At 70.4% G+C, this 16,023-nt stretch carries 15 protein-coding genes; 11 read left to right on the top strand and 4 right to left on the bottom strand.

Going from position 1 to position 16,023, the window contains the following annotated elements:
* Positions 1 to 924 (bottom strand): LysR family transcriptional regulator (locus VG296_RS31345; RefSeq protein WP_325572131.1); only part of this gene is annotated, 924 nt, incomplete at its 3' end.
* A gap of 118 nt (positions 925 to 1,042) precedes the next feature.
* Between VG296_RS31345 and VG296_RS31340 the strand changes: the two genes are divergently transcribed.
* The 9 genes from VG296_RS31340 to aceB are packed head-to-tail and all read left to right on the top strand — an operon-like array spanning position 1,043 to position 11,395.
* Positions 1,043 to 2,326, top strand: coding sequence for an amino acid ABC transporter substrate-binding protein (locus VG296_RS31340; RefSeq protein WP_325572130.1), 1,284 nt, complete (start codon positions 1,043 to 1,045; stop codon positions 2,324 to 2,326).
* A complete protein-coding gene (locus tag VG296_RS31335; protein ID WP_325572129.1) occupies positions 2,326 to 3,207 on the top strand; it encodes a branched-chain amino acid ABC transporter permease in 882 nt (293 codons plus the stop codon). Before VG296_RS31340 ends, VG296_RS31335 begins: the two co-directional genes overlap by 1 nt.
* Positions 3,204 to 5,036, top strand: coding sequence for a branched-chain amino acid ABC transporter ATP-binding protein/permease (locus VG296_RS31330; protein WP_325572128.1), 1,833 nt, complete (start codon positions 3,204 to 3,206; stop codon positions 5,034 to 5,036). The genes VG296_RS31335 and VG296_RS31330 overlap by 4 nt, the downstream gene beginning before the upstream one ends.
* Positions 5,033 to 5,770 (top strand): ABC transporter ATP-binding protein, encoded by a 738-nt coding sequence (locus tag VG296_RS31325; RefSeq protein WP_325572127.1) that lies wholly within the window; start codon positions 5,033 to 5,035, stop codon positions 5,768 to 5,770. Before VG296_RS31330 ends, VG296_RS31325 begins: the two co-directional genes overlap by 4 nt.
* The gene (locus VG296_RS31320) at positions 5,767 to 6,870 is read left to right on the top strand and encodes a hypothetical protein (protein ID WP_325572126.1); all 1,104 of its coding nucleotides are present in this window, start codon (positions 5,767 to 5,769) and stop codon (positions 6,868 to 6,870) included. Before VG296_RS31325 ends, VG296_RS31320 begins: the two co-directional genes overlap by 4 nt.
* The gene (locus VG296_RS31315) at positions 6,854 to 8,029 is read left to right on the top strand and encodes a DUF5624 domain-containing protein (protein ID WP_325572125.1); all 1,176 of its coding nucleotides are present in this window, start codon (positions 6,854 to 6,856) and stop codon (positions 8,027 to 8,029) included. The genes VG296_RS31320 and VG296_RS31315 overlap by 17 nt, the downstream gene beginning before the upstream one ends.
* Positions 8,030 to 8,058: 29 nt before the next feature.
* A complete protein-coding gene (locus VG296_RS31310; RefSeq protein ID WP_325572124.1) occupies positions 8,059 to 8,871 on the top strand; it encodes an HpcH/HpaI aldolase family protein in 813 nt (270 codons plus the stop codon).
* Positions 8,872 to 8,873: 2 nt separating this feature from the next.
* Entirely contained in the window at positions 8,874 to 9,749 is an 876-nt protein-coding gene (locus tag VG296_RS31305) for an amidohydrolase family protein (protein WP_325572123.1), read from the top strand.
* Between the two features lie 47 nt (positions 9,750 to 9,796).
* Entirely contained in the window at positions 9,797 to 11,395 is a 1,599-nt protein-coding gene (aceB, locus tag VG296_RS31300) for a malate synthase A (RefSeq protein WP_325572122.1), read from the top strand.
* Positions 11,396 to 11,402: 7 nt separating this feature from the next.
* On the opposite strand, the gene VG296_RS31295 is transcribed toward aceB, so the two are convergent.
* From VG296_RS31295 to VG296_RS31285, 3 genes are read right to left on the bottom strand one after another with little or no spacing between them, the layout of a single operon-like run.
* A complete protein-coding gene (locus VG296_RS31295; RefSeq protein WP_325572121.1) occupies positions 11,403 to 12,458 on the bottom strand; it encodes a hypothetical protein in 1,056 nt (351 codons plus the stop codon).
* Complete coding sequence (locus VG296_RS31290) at positions 12,455 to 13,546, bottom strand: GTP-binding protein (RefSeq protein WP_325572120.1); 1,092 nt, start codon at positions 13,544 to 13,546, stop codon at positions 12,455 to 12,457. Before VG296_RS31290 ends, VG296_RS31295 begins: the two co-directional genes overlap by 4 nt.
* A gap of 57 nt (positions 13,547 to 13,603) precedes the next feature.
* The gene (locus tag VG296_RS31285; protein WP_325572119.1) at positions 13,604 to 14,050 is read right to left on the bottom strand and encodes a transcriptional repressor; all 447 of its coding nucleotides are present in this window, start codon (positions 14,048 to 14,050) and stop codon (positions 13,604 to 13,606) included.
* Between the two features lie 396 nt (positions 14,051 to 14,446).
* Here VG296_RS31285 and VG296_RS31280 point away from each other — a divergent pair, with 396 nt between their 5' ends.
* On the top strand, positions 14,447 to 14,851 hold the full coding sequence (locus VG296_RS31280) for an SCO5389 family protein (protein ID WP_325572118.1): 405 nt from the start codon (positions 14,447 to 14,449) through the stop codon (positions 14,849 to 14,851).
* 221 nt (positions 14,852 to 15,072) lie between these two features.
* The gene (locus VG296_RS31275; protein WP_325572117.1) at positions 15,073 to 16,020 is read left to right on the top strand and encodes a metal ABC transporter solute-binding protein, Zn/Mn family; all 948 of its coding nucleotides are present in this window, start codon (positions 15,073 to 15,075) and stop codon (positions 16,018 to 16,020) included.
* Positions 16,021 to 16,023: the final 3 nt, after the last annotated feature.

Below are 16,023 nucleotides of genomic sequence, written 5' to 3'. Positions count from 1 at the left end.
GCCCGGCGGCGCCTCGGTCTGCGGCAGGCTGGCGCTGATCGTGCGGACGGCGGCCACCGCGGCGGCGATGGGCGGCGAGAACTGCTCGCCGTCCCGGGCGATCAGGACGCTGTGACGGACGGTCTCGACGCCGTCGATCGCGAGCCGGACGATGGCCGCCTCGTTGGTGGCCGGGGTGAACAGCGGGGCGATCGTGACACCCCAGCCGATCTCGGCCAGGCCCAGGGCCGTGCCGACGTCGTTGACCGTGGCGGCGGGTCTGGGTTCGAAGCCCGCGGCGAGGCACAGGCTCGTGGTCAGCCGGCCGAAATCGGTGTCCGTGCACATGATCCACGGTTCGCCGCGCAGCTCCTGCATGGTGCAGCTGCGCCGTGCGGCCAGCGGGTGGTCGGCGGGGACGCACAGCCGCAGCGGATCGTGGCTCAGCACCCATTCGCGCAGGCCCAGGGTGGGCGCGGTGCGCGGATGGGCGGAGCCGTAGCGGGAGATGATGGCCAGGTCGATCCGGTCGCGGTGCACCTGGTCGGCGCCGTCCTCGTCGGTGATCGCGGCGAGGCGGATCTCCAGGTCCGGGAAGCGGCGGCGGGCCTCGCTCAGCGCCCGGCTCATGATCCTCGGGCCCTCGCGGAGCGGGACGCCCACCCGCAGCAGCCCGGTCACGGCGCCGTCCCCGGCGAGCATGGTCTCGGCGGCGCGCAGCTCCACCAGGATCCGCTCGGCGTGCTCGACGAGCGCCTGGCCGGTGGGAGTCAGCGTGATCTTGTTGCCTGACCGGTTGACCAGCGGCGCGCCCGCGTCCGCCTCCAGCGCGGTGAGCTGCTGGGAGACGGCGGAGCGGGTGTAGTTCAGCGCGCGGCCGGCCGCCGCGATCGAGCCCTCGGACGCGACCGTGCGCAGCATGACCAGTTTCTTGACGTCCAGCACGCGTCAAATCTCCTAACGCTCCGGGGTGCTGATCGTAACGCCGATTAACTTGTTGGGGAATCCCGGCGCCGCTGTACTCGAGTCAGCACCTGACAACGGAGTCCTCAAGGAGCTGAGAATGTCTGCCTTCCGCGCCCCCTCGCGCCGCCCCAGAGCCGCGCTCGTCCGCACATCGCGGCGCCGCCCCCGTTTCGCCTTTGCCGCCGCCGCCGTCCTGGTAGCTGGCTCGACCGCGCTGGCCGGATGCGCGCCCGCGTCCTCGAGCGGATCGGGCGGATCGAACGCGGGGCCGATCACCATCGGGATGTCCCTGCCGCTGACCGGCCCCGCGGCCGACGTGGCGAAGGCGGGCTACCAGGGCTACGAGCTCTGGGCGTCCCAGGTCAACGCGTCGGGCGGGCTGCTCGGCCGGCAGGTCAAGCTGGACGTGCTCGACGACGGCATGGACCCGAACCAGACCACGACCGACTACACCCGGCTGATCAGCCAAGATCACGTGGGCCTGCTGCTCGGCACGTTCTCCTCGCTGCTGAACGCGCCGGCCTCGGCCGTGGCCGCGCGCAACCAGATGCTCTACGTCGAGCCCTCCGGCGGAGCCACGTCGCTGTTCCAACGCGGCTTCACCGACCTGTTCTTCGCCCAGCCGGGCACCACCGCGAGCCTGCCGAACCAGTTCCTCGCGTGGTTCTCCTCGCTGCCGGCGGATCAGCGCCCGAAGACGGCCGCCTACCTGACCCAGGACGACCCGAGCGCGTCGCCCGCGATCTCCGTGTTCGTCTCCAAGCTGCAGGCCCTGGGCGTGACGACGGTCTACAACCAGACCTACGACCCGAGCACCTCCAACTTCGACTCCATCGCCGCCGCCGTGGTGCACGCGCAGCCGCAGATGATCATCCAGGGCTCGGTGACCGACGACGGCGCGCAGTTCGCCCGCTCGCTGGAGAAGTTGAACTACAGCCCGAAGATCCTCTTCCAGACCAACTCGCCGACGGACGCGACGTACCCGAGCGCCATCGGGACGACGGACACCGACGGCGTCTTCACCGCCGAGGCGTGGAGCGCGGCCGCGAAATACCCGGGCAACGCCGCGTTCGTGACCGCGTATTCGAACAAGTTCGGCACCGCGCCCACCGAGGACGCGGCCAACTCGTACACGGCCGGTCAGGTGCTCGAAGCCGCGGTCAAGGCCGTCGGCAAGCTCGACCAGAAGGCGCTGGCGGCCTGGCTGCACACGCATTCCGTCGACACCATCGTCGGCCCGCTCACCTGGGACTCGACCGGCGACCCGCAGGGCTCGCTGATGCTCGCGCAGTGGCAGAACGGCACTTTGCAGGTAATCGACCCGCAGACGGCCGCGACGACCAAGACCGTGGTCTTCCCCAAGCCCGCGTGGAAAAGCTGATGACTGAACTAATCCAGGCACTGATATTCGGCGCGCTCATCGGCGGAGTCTATGCGCTGATGTCCACCGGCCTCACGCTCGCCTTCGGCGTCATGAAGGTGGTCAACATGGCGCAGGGCGCGTTCCTGATCGCCTCGAGCTACTTCTGCTACGCGCTCTGGCAGCACTTCGGTATCGACCCGATCCTCGCCGCGTTCATCGTCATGGTGCCGATGGCCGGGCTCGGACTGGTCTGCTACAAGCTGGTCATCGCCCGCCTGGAGCGCATCGACCCGGGCCTGACCATCGTGGCGACCTTCGCCCTGGCCCTGGTGACCGAGTCCCTGCTCGCGCTGACCTGGGGGCCGAACGAGGTGGGCACCACACCGTCGTACTTCAACCAGGCCTTCCACTTCTCCTCGCTGGTCATCCCGCGCGCACAGCTCTACGCGTTCCTGCTCGCCGCGGTGGTGACGGGCGCGCTGCACCTGGTCGTCAAGCGGACCTGGCTCGGTCACGCGATCATCGCGGCTTCGCAGAACCCTGAGGGCGCGCGCCTGGTCGGCATCGAGCCCTCGCGCGTCGGCGCACGGGTCTTCGCGCTCGCCGCCGGATCGACGGCCTTCGGCGGTGCGGCCCTCAGCTTCCTGTACCAGTTCACCCCGGATACGCAGGACGCCTGGCTCGGCATCACGCTCAGCGTCGTGATTCTCGGCGGGCTCGGCAGCATGCCAGGCGCGTTCGCGGCCGGACTGCTGCTCGGCGTGTCCGAGTCGCTGACGACGACGTACCTGTCGGTGCGCTGGTCCGCGGCGGTTCCGACGGTGCTGATCCTCATCGTGCTGACCGTTCGCCCGCAGGGCCTGCTCACCCGCGCCACCCGACAGGACGCCGCCTCATGACCCAGCCGACCTCTCCCGCCATAAGGACACTGCGACGCGCCTGGATCCCCGCGGCGCTGCTCGCGCTGATCGCCGTGCCGCTGCTCTCGGCGAACCTCTACTACCAGAACATGCTGATCATGACGTTCCTGCTCGCGATCGGCGCGAGCGGCTGGAACATCATGGGCGGCTACGCGGGGTACATCTCGCTCGGCAACAGCGCGTTCATCGGCCTCGGCGGGTACACGACCGGAATCCTCGCCGCGAAGTGGAATCTGTCGCCGTTCATCGGGTGTCTGGCGGGCGGGCTGGTGTGCGCGCTCGCCGCCGCCCTGCTGAGCCTGGCCACCCGCCGAACCCGCGGCATGTACTTCGTGATCGTGACCTTCGCCGCGCTGCAACTGCTAGAGATCGTCACCACGGCCTGGTCGGGGCTGACCGGCGGCAGCGAAGGCCTCGCGATGCCGGTTCCGAACTGGAACCTGGACTATCAGGACTGGCCGTTCTACTACCCGCTGCTCGCCCTCATGGTCGCCGTGATCGCGGTCTCGTGGTGGGTGCGGCGCAGCAAGCTCGGCCTCGGCCTGTTCGCGATCCGCGACGACGAGGACAAGGCCGCCGGCCTGGGCCTGCGCACCGCGCTCTACAAGATGATCGCCTTCGTGCTCGGCGGGACGTTCCTCGGCATCGCGGGAGGCATCTACGCCTACTACATCTCGTTCCTCAACAGCGCGGCGGTTTTCGACGTCGTGACCAGCATGCTCATCGTGCTGTGCGCGCTGCTCGGCGGCCGTGGCACGCTGTGGGGGCCGGTGCTCGGCGCGTTCATCATCGCGCCGATCAGCAACTTCACCAGCACGAACCTCGGCGGCGCGGACGCCGGGCCGATCAGGCTACTGCTGTTCGGCGCGCTGCTCGGCGGAGTGGCGCTCTTCCTGCCGCGCGGCGTGCTCCCGGCGATCGCCGCACGGCTGGCGCGCTCGGCCCCGGGTGCCGACCAGAGCGACGCCGCCGAGTCCGCCTCGACGTACGCCGCCGAGCCGGTTGCGGCGTCCACCGCGAGTGCCGTCGCCACGGCCGGATCCGGCGACGTGTTCGTCGCCACGGGCCTCGGCAAGTCCTTCGGCGGATTGCGCGCGGTGGACGGTGTCGACCTGTCCCTGGGAGGCGGCCGGGTCACCGGGCTCATCGGGCCCAACGGATCCGGGAAGACGACCCTGTTCAACCTGATCGACGGCACCGTCCCCACCCGCGAGGGCACGATCGCGCTGGCCGGACGCCGGTTGGAGCGCGCGGGTCGACCGGGCCGCGCGCACGCCGGCCTCGCCCGCACCTACCAGCTGCCCCGGCTGTTCCCGAGCCTGACCGTGCTGGAGAACATCGTGGCCGGCGAACGCGGCTTCTCCTTCGCCCGGCTGTGGAACCACCGTGTCAGCGCGTCAGAACACGAACGCGCCTCGGCGGTCCTCGACGAGCTCGGACTCGCCGCGTACGCCGACGCGAGCCCGGCCGATCTGAGCTACGGCCAGCGCAAGCTGGTCGAACTGGCCCAGGTCCTCTGGTTCGACCCGGCCGTCGTCATGCTCGACGAACCGGCCGCCGGCATCAGCCCCGCCCTGAGCGCGCGGCTGGCCGCGATGGTGCGGGCACTCCCGCCGCGCGGCACGGCCGTGCTGCTGGTGGAGCACGACTTCGCGTTCGTCTCAAGCCTCTGCCAGGACGTCTACGTGATGGCCCAGGGCGGCGTGATCGCGCGCGGGACGGTGGCCGAGATCAGCGCCGATCCCGCGGTCGTCGACGCCTACCTGGGCGACACCGTCGCTTCGCAGACCACTGGGAGCAACGCATGATCCGCATCGAAGGCCTGTGGGCCGGCTACGGCGGCATGGACATCCTGCGCGGCGTCGACCTGCGCGTCGAGCAGGGGTCGGTCAACTGCATCGTCGGCCCCAACGGCGCCGGCAAGTCGACCGTGCTCAAGACCATCAGCGGGCTGCTTCGCCCGAACAAGGGCTCGGTGCGCATCGACGGGGCCGAACTCGGCGGCAGCCGCCCGGCGGCGATCCTCGGCGCCGGAGTCGTGCAGGTCCCGCAGCGCCACGGACTGTTCAGCAAGCTCACGGTGCGACAGAACGTGCTGATGGGCGCGTACATCCAACGGCACCGGCGCAAGGAACTCGACCGCCGGTACCAGGGCCTGGCCGAACGCTTCCCGCTGCTGCGCGAGCGGCCCGACGCGCTCGCCGGCGCGTTGTCCGGCGGGCAACGGCGCACCGTCGAGTTCGCCCGTGCGCTCATGCTCGAGCCCAAGGTCGTGCTCCTCGACGAGCCCACACTCGGCCTCGACCCGGCGGGGCTGAGCGCCATCCGGGAGAGCATCCGCGCCATGCTCGGCACCGGAGTAACGGTCCTGATGGTGGAGCAGAACGTCCGTTTCGGACTGGAGCTCGCCGACGACGCCACGGTGATGAGCGCCGGGCGCGTGGTGCTGAGCGGGACGGCCGCCGCGATCCGCGACACGCCCGACCTGATGGAAGTGTTCTTCGGCGCCGCCCGGCGCCCGGCGAAGGCAGCGAACGAATGACCGCATATCTCGAAGAGTGGCGTCGCATCCCCACCTCGGGCGCCCGCGCCGTCGAGCCGTTCAATCTCGGCGGGCACGACCTGCTCGCCATCCCGCAGCTCGCCTACGACGTCGCGGGCACGGACGCGGGGATGAACGGCGGCGACAGCGACACGGACCTGCTCCTGCTTCGCCGAACGGCGGCCGGCTACGAGCCCTGGCGAACCATCCCGGCGCCCGGGGGAGAGGACGCGGAGTTCTTCCGCATCGGTGAGCGCGCGTTCCTGGCCACCGCCAGCATCCGCACCGGCGCCGGGCCGTACCGGTTCGCGACCGACAGCACCGTCTACGAGTGGACCGGAAGCGAATTCGAGCCCTTCCAGCGCTTCCGCACGTTCGCGGCCAAACAGTGGCGCCACTTCACCATCGGGCCGCGCCACTTCCTCGCCCTCGCGCAGGGTGTGTCGCTGCCGTCCACCGCCGCCGACAGCCAGCCGTCGCGGATCTACGAGTGGAGCGGCGAACGCTTCGAACCGTTCCAGGACATCGCGTCGCAGTGGGCGTATAACTGGCACGCGTTCGCCGTCGACGGAGTCCACTTCCTGGCGCACGCCGACCACGTCGCGCCGTCACGGCTCTACCGCTGGGCCGGCGACGGATTCGTGGCGCATCAGGACCTTGCCGAGGCTCACGGCAGGGCGTTCGCGTCCTTCGAGGCGGACGGCTGCCGCTACCTGGTCGTCGCCTGCCTCGTCGGTCCGTCGTATCTGCTGCGTTGGGACGGCGAGCGGTTCGCCGAGCACGCGGTGCTCGACTGGCCGGGTGCCCGCGAACTCGCGTTGCTGCGGACGGACACCGGGCTGTATCTGCTGCGGGTCAACTTCATCCTCGGCACGCCCGCCGACCCCACCACCGCACTTCACTCCCAGCTCTACCGCTGGGCGGACGGCGGGTTCGTCCTCGCCCAGCAGTTCCCCACCCACGGGGGCACGGATGTCGCAGTGCTGCGCGACGAGCGGGGAGTGCTGGTCGCGGTCTCCAACGCGCTGAGCGAGAAAGTCCGCTTCGCCACGGACACCGTGCTCTACAGATTCGAGGAGCCCCATGACGGCCGTATATGAGAGCCCTGAGTTCGTCCGCCTGTTCAACACCTACACCGCCGACCCGGACAGCATCGGACGCCGACTCGGACGCGCCTACGCCGCCGCCGCCCGCGACACCCCGCTGCTCGTCGCGACCGGCGCCGACTTCGCGCTCTACCCGGGTTCCGGCAAGGCTCCGCAGGTGGTCGGATACCGCCTCTCGCCGCGTGGATTCAAGGAGCTCACGGCCGTCTCCCACCTCGGGCCCGCCGTCGCGAGCCTCGTCTACCTGCGCACCGCGCTCGGCGACGCCTCGTGGCGCCCCGACGCGGAGCGGCTGCTCGCCGAGGTGAAGAACTCGCGCGCGGCCAACAGCGCACAGCTGTGGCGCGAGAGGATCGCGGTCGAGGCCTACCAGGGCCGCGAGCAGCAGATCGCCGCGATGGTCGACTACACCTGCGCGGTCACCGCGCGCTACCTCACCGCGGCCCTCGACGACGAGGATTATCTCAACCCTGAGACGTTGCGCGCCGACTTCCTCGAAGGCGGCGGCGCTCCGCTCCCGGTGCCGGTCAACCACGTGATGGTCGCGACGTTCTTCCTGGCGGGGCTGGACATCAGCTTCCGGATCGGACGCTGGCTGCGCGCCCAGGAGATCGACTGGGAGCGTGCCATGGTACTGATCGCCGGGCGCCAGGGCCGGCCCACGGCCGGGGTCACCTGGACCTCCAGCAGCGTCGCCACGTTGATCCTCGGCGCGTCCGCCCATCGGCTCCCGCTCGAGCGGATGTACCTGGCCCCGCACGCACCCACCTTCGCCTCGCCGCGCGACGGCGACCTGTCCGAGGTCGTCGCCCTCGAGGGGCAGTTGCGCGGAGTCTGGTGCGCCACCCGCGTCACGGTGGAACTCGGCGGTCGGATGTTCGAAGGCTACCCGCGCTACGCACCCGCCTCGGTGAGCTTCCCGGACGTACACGACCCGGCCGTAACCGAGATCAGCGAGATGCCCGCGGTTCGCACCCGCGACGACATGCGCTCCCTGGTCACCCGGCTGCGGATGGTCATGGAAGACCCGCGCCAACTGCTCTCCGGCGCCGTGACCGACCTCGCCGTCGAAGCGCTCGGACAGGCGGACTGGGACCCGGCCGACGTCTACGTGCCAGGACTCACCGACGTGCACTACCCGACGGATCTCTAGGGAGCAGTGATGCACTGATGCAGTCAGTAATGCAGGCAGTAGTACAGGACTCTGATGCCGCTCTGCTCCGGCGGCTGCGCGCGGGAGAGCCGACGCTCATGCTCGCCATCCGCGGCGGCCGCACCGCGGAGGTGGTGCACCTCGCCCGATCGACGGGCCACCACGCGGTGCTCGTCGACCTGGAACACTCCTCGATGTCGACGGACACCGCGGCCGCGCTGTGCACCGCCGCCGACGCACTCGGCCTCACACCGCTGGTACGCATCCCCGAACGCGACTACGGGATCATCGGCCGCGTGCTCGACGGCGGCGCGCACGGCATCGTCGCGCCGCGCATCGAGACCGCCGAGCAGGCCGCGGACGTCGCGGCGGCCTGCCGGTTCCCGCCGCGCGGCCGCCGCTCCCAGATCGCGCAGGTCCCCGCGACCGGCATGCGCCCGGCTCCGGCACCCGAGCTCAATCCCGCGCTCGACCGGAACGCCATCGTGCAGATCCTCGTCGAGACCCCGGCCGGGATCGCCAACGCCGACGAGATCGCCGCCATCGACGGCGTCGACATGATCGCGCTCGGCGCCAACGACCTGACCGCGGAGCTCGGCGTGCCCGGGGACTACGGCGACCCGCGGGTGCGCGAGGCCGTCGCCACGCTCGGCGAGGCGTGCCGCAAGCGCGGCAAGCTGCTGATGGTCGGCGGCATCGCGGATCCGGCGCTGCTGCTCGCGCTCTTCCCGCTCGGCGTGTGCCCGCTCGTGATGACGGGCGCCGACACCGCGCACCTGTATCAGGGCATGAAGGCGAGCGCGGACCGCTATACCGCCGCCCTCGCGACCGGAACGGAGTAACCATGGCACCCGAATTCGCCCACACCACGCCCATGCGCCCGGCCGAGACCAACACCCGGCCGCGCCACACGATGCCCCCCCGCGCGTGCGACACCCACTTCCACGTGTTCGAGGCCGGATACCCGTGCGTGCCCAAGCCGCTCTACACCTTCCCCGAGGCCACCGTCGATCAGTACCTGGCCGTCACCGAGTGGCTCGGGATCGAGCGGATGGTCCTGGTGCAGCCGACTTACTACGGCACCGACAACACCCTGCTACTCGACACGCTCAAGCGCATCGGGCCGCGCGCCCGCGGCGTCGCCCGGATCGAGGACGACGCCTCCGACGCGGAGCTCGACCGGCTCGATGCGGCGGGCGTACGCGCGATCCGCCTCGACCTGTTCGCCCGCGCCGCCTGGCCCCTGGAGCAGATCACCGCTTATATCGAGGCCATGGCCGTGCGCGCCGGGCCGCGCGGCTGGCACCTGCAGTTCTACGCACCAGGCACGGTCGTTCGCGATCTGCTCCCCTTCCTCGCCGGCTTCGAGCACCCGTTCGTCATCGACCATATGGGGTACATGAAGGCCGCGGACGGGCTTACGGCCGAGGACTTTGCGCGCCTGCTGGACGTGCTGCGCGGTGGGTATGCGCACATCAAGCTCTCCGGCCCGTACCGGGTCGCGCCCGACGCGCCGCTCTCGGACGTCGCGCCGATCGGCAAGGCGCTGGTCGCCGCCCGGCCTGACCGGCTGATCTGGGGCTCGGACTGGCCGCACCTGCCCAACGGCCAACGCGACACCGGCGAGCTGCTCGACCTGCTGGCCGACTGGGCGCCCGACGAGGCGGACCGGCGCCGGATCCTGACCGGGACCCCGACGCGCTTGTTCTACGCACACTGATCTACGTATATGAAACACTGAGACGCCGAGAGTACGGAGAAAGACCGATGCCGCTCACCGATATCGAGGTCACGGGCAAGCCAGTGGAGCGCGGCGAGGAGATCCTCGCCCCGCAGGCGCTCGAGTTCCTGGCCCACCTGCACCGGCGCTTCGCCGAGCGCCGCGACGAGCTGCTCGCCCGGCGTGCCGAGCGCCGCGCCCGGCTCGCGGCCGGCGAGATGCTCGACTTCCTGCCCGAGACCCGCGCGGTGCGCGACACGGCGTGGCAGGTCGCGGCGGCCCCCGCCGACCTGGCCGACCGCCGCGTGGAGATCACCGGCCCGACCGAGCGCAAAATGGCGATCAATGCGCTGAACTCCGGCGCGAAGGTCTGGCTCGCCGACCTCGAGGACGCGAACACGCCGCACTGGCACAACGTCGTCTCCGGACAGGTGAACCTGTTCGACGCCGCCCGCGAGCAGATCACGCACACCGCGCCCGACGGCAGGCGCTACGAGCTGGCCCCCGACCGCCCGCACGCGGTGATCGTGACGCGCCCGCGCGGCTGGCATCTGCCCGAGCGGCACATCCAGATCGACGGGCGACCGGCGGTCGGCGCGCTCGTCGACTTCGGGCTCTACTTCTTCCACAACGCACGCGAACTGGTCTCGCGGGGGAGCGGACCGTACTTCTACCTGCCGAAGATGGAGAGCCACCTCGAAGCCCGGCTGTGGAACGACGTGTTCACAGCGGCTCAGGACTACCTCGAGATCCCGCGCGGCACGGTGCGCGCCACGGTCCTGATCGAGACCGTCCCCGCGGCATTCGAGATGACCGAGATCCTCTACGAGCTGCGCGAGCACGCATCCGGCCTGAACGCGGGGCGCTGGGACTACCTGTTCAGCCTCATCAAGAACTTCCGGGACGCGGGCCCGCGCTTCGTCCTGCCGGACCGCGACGGCGTCTCGATGACCGTGCCTTTCATGCGCGCGTACACCGAGCTGCTGGTGCGCACGTGCCACGAGCGCGGCGCCTTCGCGATCGGCGGCATGGCCGCGTTCATCCCGAGCCGCCGCGATCCCGAGGCGAACGAGAAGGCCCTCGCCAAGGTCCGCGCCGACAAGGAGCGTGAGGCCGGCGACGGCTTCGACGGATCCTGGGTCGCGCACCCCGACCTGGTGCCGGTGTGCCGCGCGGAGTTCGACCGCGTGCTCGGCGAGCGCCCGAACCAGCTCGCGCGCACCCGCCAGGAGGTCGAGGTGACGGCCGATCAGCTGCTCGACATCGCGTCCACCCCCGGCCAGACCACCAAGGCAGGCCTGCGCGCGGCCGTCGACGTGGGCGTGCGATACCTCGTCTCATGGCTCTCGGGTACCGGCGCCGCCGCCATCCACAATCTGATGGAGGACGCCGCGACGGCCGAGATCTCCCGCTCCCAGATCTGGCAGTGGGTCCGCAACGAAGTCCGCCTCGACGACGGCGAAACGGTCACGCCGGACCTGGTCCGCAGCGTGCTGGCCGAGATCCGCGCCGCCTTGGCCGCTGAGGCGGGCGGCGATGGCCAGTTCGCGCACCTCGACGTGGCATGCGAGCTGTTCGAGCAGATCGCCCTCGGCGCGGACTTCGTGGACTTCCTCACGCTCCCCGCCTACGAGCGAATCGACTGAGACGTGCTCAGCGAGCCGGGTGGGGCCGGGCACGGATGGTGCCGCCGCGCTCGGCTGACACGAGCAGGTTAGGACCGCTCCAGGCAAGCGCGGTGACCGGTTCGTCGTGCTCGTATTCGACGGCGGGCCGTTGGCGCGTGCCGGGTCGGCCGGAGGCGGCGCGCCACACGGCGAGCCGGCCTTCGTCGCCGCTGCTGGCCAGGATCGCGTCGGGGCCGGGGCGCCAGGCCAGGGCGGTGACGGTTTCGTGGGCGCGCAGCATCTTGGGCCGGGTGCCTTCCGGGCCCTTGCCGGAGAAGTCCCACAGGGTGATGTCGGGGGAGCCGTCGGAGGCGAGGTAGCGGCCCGTGTCGTCGAACACGAGCCGCGCGATCTTGTCCGGGTAGCCGGACATGGTCAGGTCCGCCGCGTCGCGGATGCGCCAGATGTGGATGCTGGCGTCCTGGTTTCCGCTGCACAGCCACTTCTCGGCCGGGTCGACGGCCAGGCGCAGGTGCGAGCCGAGGTACCGGTACTCGGCCACGGGCGCGCCGGAGTGCCGTTCGTGGCAGTAGACCCCGCCGTAGGCGGCGAGGGCGAGGCGCCTGCCGGCTCGCAGCCATCTGAGATCGGTGACGGTGCTGGGGCAGGGATCCGTCCGCCAGAGCAGCGTGCCTTCGGCGTCCACAATCAGTGCCCTGCGTCCCGAGGCGACGGCCAGCCGGGGTTCGTACGCGGCGGCGGCGCCCCGGCCGCCGCTCCAGCGCGCGGCGTTCGACCACGCTCCGGTCTCGAAGATCAGGGTTCGTCGGTCGCTGCGGCGCCAGAGCGCGTGCCCGTTCGGTCCGGTCAGCGCGAGGTGCGCGCCGTCGGCGGAGAAGTCCGCGGCGAGCAGGCCGCCGGGAAGAGTCATGGTGGCGACCGGGTTCCCGTCGCGCGCGTCGAGGACCCACGCGGTTCCGCCCGCGCCGGCCACCGCGATCAGGTCGTCGGCGGTCGTAATCGCAACGGGCGCGTCGTCGACCTGTTGCGTCCAGCCGATCGCGCTGCCCGCGCCCGTCGTCAGGGTGCTGTTGCCGCTCATGCCGAGGCTCCCGCCACGGCGCGCTGACCGGCCTTCTTAGCGCGTCCGCGGACCGGCGCGAGACAGGCGGCGAAGCTGTCGTTCAGCTCGGCGCGGTCGAGGTTGCGCCCGATGAACACGAGGCGGTTGCCCCGGGTCTCATCCGCCCGCCATTCGCGGCCGTTCTCGGCTTCGAGCAGCATGTGCACGCCCTGGAATACGTATTGGCGATCGGATCCGGCCAGGGCAACGATCCCCTTGGAACGGAAGATGTCCACGCCACGGGTGCGCAGCAGGGTGCCGAGCCAGGTATCGAGCTTGCGCTGATCGAGTTCGCCGGGCAGGTCGATGCCGACGGAGGTGACACTGGCGTCGTGCTGGTGCTCGGTCTCGGTCAGGAACGCCGGATCTGTCTGCAGGACGCGGTCGAGGTCGAAGGCGTGCACGTCGAGTACCTCGGCCAGCGCGATGTCGGCACGCCGCGCGGGCAGGATGTCGGCGAGCGCGTTGATCGAGCGAAGCCGCCAGATCACCGTGGCCAATCGGTCCTGATCGACCAGGTCGGTCTTGTTCAGCACGATCCGGTCGGCGAACGCGACCTGCTCGATCGCCTCGTTCTCCACTCCCGCGGGCTTGACCTCGTCCAGGTGCTCGAGGATGTGCGCGGCGTCGGCGACGGTGACGATCGCGTCCAGCCGCAGTTGCGCGGCGATCTCGTCGTCCATGAAGAAGGTCTGGGCCACGGGCGCGGGGTCGGCCAGACCGGTGGTCTCGATCAGGATCCGGTCGAAGCTCTCGCGGCGGCGCATCAGGGCGCCGAGGATGCGGATCAGGTCGCCGCGCACGGTGCAGCAGATGCAGCCGTTGTTCATCTCGAAGATCTCTTCCTCGGCGTCCACGACCAGGGCGTCGTCGATGCCGACCTCGCCGAACTCGTTCTCGATCACCGCGATGCGCAGGCCGTGGTTCTCGGTGAGGATCCGGTTGAGCAGCGTGGTCTTGCCGGAGCCGAGGAATCCGGTCAGCACGGTGACCGGTACGCGGGTGTCGCGCTGCTCGTCGGGCGCGTCGAGCGCGTCGGGCGTGGTGCGTGTGGTGGTGGGGGGCATGGTTGGCGCCGTCTCTTTCAGGATGCTTGTACGTGGCCGACGGGTTGCGGGGTGGGTTCAGTCGCAGCGTCCGCATATGCCGGAGAGTTCCAGGGTGTGCTGCAGGTCGGCGTAACCGGTGTCCCTGGCCAGGCCTCTGGCCCAGTCCTCGACGAGCGCGGTGTCCACCGGCTCGCTGCGTCCGCAGGTTCGGCAGATCAGGTAGTGCCGGTGCTCCTCGCCCGGCCGGTGCCGGTAGAGGCGTTCGCCGTGCGGCTCGCGCACGGTGTCCGCCCGCCCGGTCTCGACGAGCGCGCCGAGCGCCCGGTAGACGGTGGTCAGCCCGACCCGCGATCCGGCGGCCACCAGGGCGGCGTGCAGTGCCTGCGCGCTGACGAATCCATCGCTGTGGATCAATGCCCGCTGCACTTCGGCACGCCGCGCCGTTCCGCGCCGAGCGACCGGCCGCCGGTCAGCGGGGCGACGGGCGAAGAGTTCCGCCGCCGTGTTCTCGAGGTCGACCATGTCCTGCTCCTGCCGGTGTCCGCCGTCTGGGGAGCCGTCTGCGTCGAGGGTATATGGAAATGGTTCCCGTTTTCAACTGGCCCTCGAGCGTCGGACTTGACAGGCCGTCAGGTCATGGCGAAGTCTTGGTAGATGAAAACGAAAGTCGTCTTCAAATGATGGGTGGGGCTGCGATGAAGGTCGCGTCCGCGGGCAAGGGCGGCAGCGGCAAGTCGACGCTCTCGGCGCTGCTCGCCCGGGCTTCGTGCCAGGCCCGACGGCGCTGAACGCGGCGCCGAATCCAGTGGCCGACAATGTCGCCGACGCCCGCACCGCCGCCGCACCCGTGCCGGCTTGATCTCCGTTCGCCGGCACCCGGCCGGCGAGTTCGCAACCCGCGATGAAAGGACCCTGTCGATGTCTCTCGACGTCTCCGACGAACTGCTCGCCCAGGCCGAGGCCGGCGAGGTGGACCCGGCCGCGTTCCTCGACACGGTGCGCACCTCCCTGCCGTATGCCTACGCGATGGTCGAACGCCTCTCCGCCGATCTGAACGCCGGGCGCTCCGTGGCGGGCCGGGCGTTCGCCGACAACGTCGTCGCCCCCGAGTCCGAGGCCGAGCGCGGCCAACTGCTGCGCGCCCTGGCCAGCAACTCGATCCGCGCCAGCCTCGAATCGCACTTCGGGGTCGCGCTCGCGTTCCAGAATTGCCACCGCCTGGCCGCCTTCCCGGCCGGATCCGAGCAGACGGCGGACTACCACAGGTTCACCTCGCAGCGCGCCCAACTGCTCAACCAGTCCCCGCTGCTGCGCGACTGCTGATCCGCCCGCGCCACCTTCCAAGCGGCACCCGACGGCCGCGCACCGCCGAAGCGAGGCGGTGCGCGGCCGTCCTCGTGCGTCCGGGCGGAAATCCGTCGCCGGGCCCTAGACAGTGAACATGGAAATCATTACCATTTGCATATCCGGCCGGTACCCGTTCGCCCGGCCTCCGCGAGCGCTCGCCCTCCATCCTCTCGTCGCCTTGGGAAGGCTCCATCGTCATGCGCATTCGACCTGCCACCCGCCAGACCCGTGCCGTTCTGCTGGCCGCAGCCCTCGCGTCGGTCGCGGCGCTGGGCGCCGCATGCTCCAGTTCCGCCGCGAGCCAGAACGCGTCGAGCAGCAAGATCAACGCGGTCGGCGCGGAGAACGAGTACGCCGACGTCATCAGCCAGGTCGGCGGCCAGTACGTCAACGTCTCGGCGATCATGAGCAACCCGGCCACCGATCCGCACACCTTCGAGGCCAGCCCGCAGGTCGCGGCCGAGGTCTCCGGCGCGCAACTGGTGGTGCAGAACGGGATCGGCTACGACGACTTCATGACGAAGATCGAGCAGAACAACGCCGGGGCCAACCGCAAGGTCGTCAACGTGCAGAACCTGCTCGGCCTGCCGGACTCCACGCCGAACCCGCACCTTTGGTACAAGCCCTCGACGATGCCGGCCGTCGCGGCCGCGATCGCGAGCGACCTCGAGACGCTCGACCCGGCACACGCCGCCGCCTTCAAGGCGAACCTCGCGACGTTCGACAGCTCGCTCGGCGCCTGGAACACCGCGATCTCCCAGCTCAAGGCCACGTACGGCGGCGCCGCGGTGGCCACCACGGAACCGGTCGCCGACTACCTGCTCGACGCCGCGGGCATCAAGAACCTGACCCCGTTCGCGTTCCAGGCCGACGTCATGAACGGCACCGACCCCTCCCCGCAGGACGTGTCTGCCGAGCAGGCGCTGTTCACCGCGCACAAGGTGAAGGCCTTCGTCTACAACCAGCAGGTCACCGACTCGCTCACCCAGTCGCTGCTCGCCCTGGCCAAGTCCGACGGCGTCCCGATCGTCGGGGTCTACGAGACGATGCCCACCCCTGGCTACGACTACCAGAAGTGGATGCTCGCCGAGGTCAGCGCCCTGAGTAGCGCGATCGGCTCCGGCGCCTCCGCCCCCACCCTGTAGAAG

This window comes from Actinospica sp. (assembly GCF_035552695.1).
Lineage (GTDB): Bacteria > Actinomycetota > Actinomycetes > Streptomycetales > Catenulisporaceae > Actinospica.
Note: the sequence above shows the minus strand (reverse complement) of the source record. Positions and strands in the feature narration are given on the sequence as shown.

Excerpts from the sequence above, each read along its gene's own strand:
- VG296_RS31340 (WP_325572130.1), top strand. The coding sequence starts at position 1,043 with ATGTCTGCCTTCCGCGCCCCCTCGCGCCGCCCCAGAGCCGCGCTCGTC.
- VG296_RS31335 (WP_325572129.1), top strand. The coding sequence starts at position 2,326 with ATGACTGAACTAATCCAGGCACTGATATTCGGCGCGCTCATCGGCGGA.
- VG296_RS31330 (WP_325572128.1), top strand. The coding sequence starts at position 3,204 with ATGACCCAGCCGACCTCTCCCGCCATAAGGACACTGCGACGCGCCTGG.
- VG296_RS31325 (WP_325572127.1), top strand. The coding sequence starts at position 5,033 with ATGATCCGCATCGAAGGCCTGTGGGCCGGCTACGGCGGCATGGACATC.
- VG296_RS31320 (WP_325572126.1), top strand. The coding sequence starts at position 5,767 with ATGACCGCATATCTCGAAGAGTGGCGTCGCATCCCCACCTCGGGCGCC.
- VG296_RS31315 (WP_325572125.1), top strand. The coding sequence starts at position 6,854 with ATGACGGCCGTATATGAGAGCCCTGAGTTCGTCCGCCTGTTCAACACC.
- VG296_RS31310 (WP_325572124.1), top strand. The coding sequence starts at position 8,059 with ATGCAGGCAGTAGTACAGGACTCTGATGCCGCTCTGCTCCGGCGGCTG.
- VG296_RS31305 (WP_325572123.1), top strand. The coding sequence starts at position 8,874 with ATGGCACCCGAATTCGCCCACACCACGCCCATGCGCCCGGCCGAGACC.
- aceB (WP_325572122.1), top strand. The coding sequence starts at position 9,797 with ATGCCGCTCACCGATATCGAGGTCACGGGCAAGCCAGTGGAGCGCGGC.
- VG296_RS31295 (WP_325572121.1), bottom strand. The coding sequence starts at position 12,458 with ATGAGCGGCAACAGCACCCTGACGACGGGCGCGGGCAGCGCGATCGGC.
- VG296_RS31290 (WP_325572120.1), bottom strand. The coding sequence starts at position 13,546 with ATGCCCCCCACCACCACACGCACCACGCCCGACGCGCTCGACGCGCCC.
- VG296_RS31285 (WP_325572119.1), bottom strand. The coding sequence starts at position 14,050 with ATGGTCGACCTCGAGAACACGGCGGCGGAACTCTTCGCCCGTCGCCCC.
- VG296_RS31280 (WP_325572118.1), top strand. The coding sequence starts at position 14,447 with ATGTCTCTCGACGTCTCCGACGAACTGCTCGCCCAGGCCGAGGCCGGC.
- VG296_RS31275 (WP_325572117.1), top strand. The coding sequence starts at position 15,073 with ATGCGCATTCGACCTGCCACCCGCCAGACCCGTGCCGTTCTGCTGGCC.